Origin of the sequence: Pseudomonas juntendi (genome assembly GCF_009932375.1) — a bacterium.
GTDB lineage: Bacteria > Pseudomonadota > Gammaproteobacteria > Pseudomonadales > Pseudomonadaceae > Aquipseudomonas > Aquipseudomonas juntendi.
Genome location: NZ_BLJG01000444.1, coordinates 1 through 726, shown reverse-complemented (window position 1 = coordinate 726; position 726 = coordinate 1). Strand labels below are relative to the sequence as shown.

Sequence of the window (726 nt, the reverse complement as noted above, 5' to 3'; positions counted from 1 at the left end):
TGCCGGGGCCGCTCTGCGGATCTGTCGGCAAAGGCCCGAAAAAACGCAGACTGTTTTTGTTCACGGGCGGGTTATTATTCCATCTGGCGAAATTATGGTTTCCCCCGCGCACTGATTCTGCTGCCAGCCGAATCAGTGCAGCATGTGCTCCATCAGCCCAATCCGGTGCTGATCAGGAGCCAAGCCCATGTCGAACCCGATCAAACTCTACAACTTCCCCAAGTCCGGCCATGCCCACCGCATCGAGCTGATGCTTTCGCTGCTCAACCTGCCCACCGAGCTGGTGTTCGTGGACCTGGCCAAAGGTGCGCACAAGCAGCCGGACTTCCTGGCCCTCAACCCGTTCGGCCAGGTACCGGTCATCGATGACAACGGCACGGTGATCGCAGACTCCAACGCAATCCTCGTTTACCTCGCCAAAAAATATGACAACGGCACCTGGCTACCCGAAGCGCCAGCCGCTGCCGCCCGTGTACAACGCTGGCTGTCGGTCGCTGCAGGCCCGCTGGCCTTTGGCCCGGCCGCTGCACGCCTGGTGACCGTGTTCGGCGCTTCGTTCAACACTGACGAAGTGATTACCCGGGCGCACACCCTGCTCAAGGTGATTGATGCCGAACTGGCCAAGTCGCCGTTCCTGGCAGGCGACACGCCGACCATCGCCGACATCGCCAACTATTCGTACATCGCCCACGCACCGGAGGGCAACGTGTCGCTGGAGCCGTATGC

The 726-nt window shown here is 61.0% G+C and carries 1 protein-coding gene; it reads left to right on the top strand.

All coding sequences use genetic code 11. The features are described from left to right. Positions 1–187: 187 nt before the first annotated feature. The coding region (locus GYA94_RS26630) for a glutathione S-transferase family protein (RefSeq protein WP_161893452.1) at positions 188–726 on the top strand (539 nt) is incomplete at its 3' end.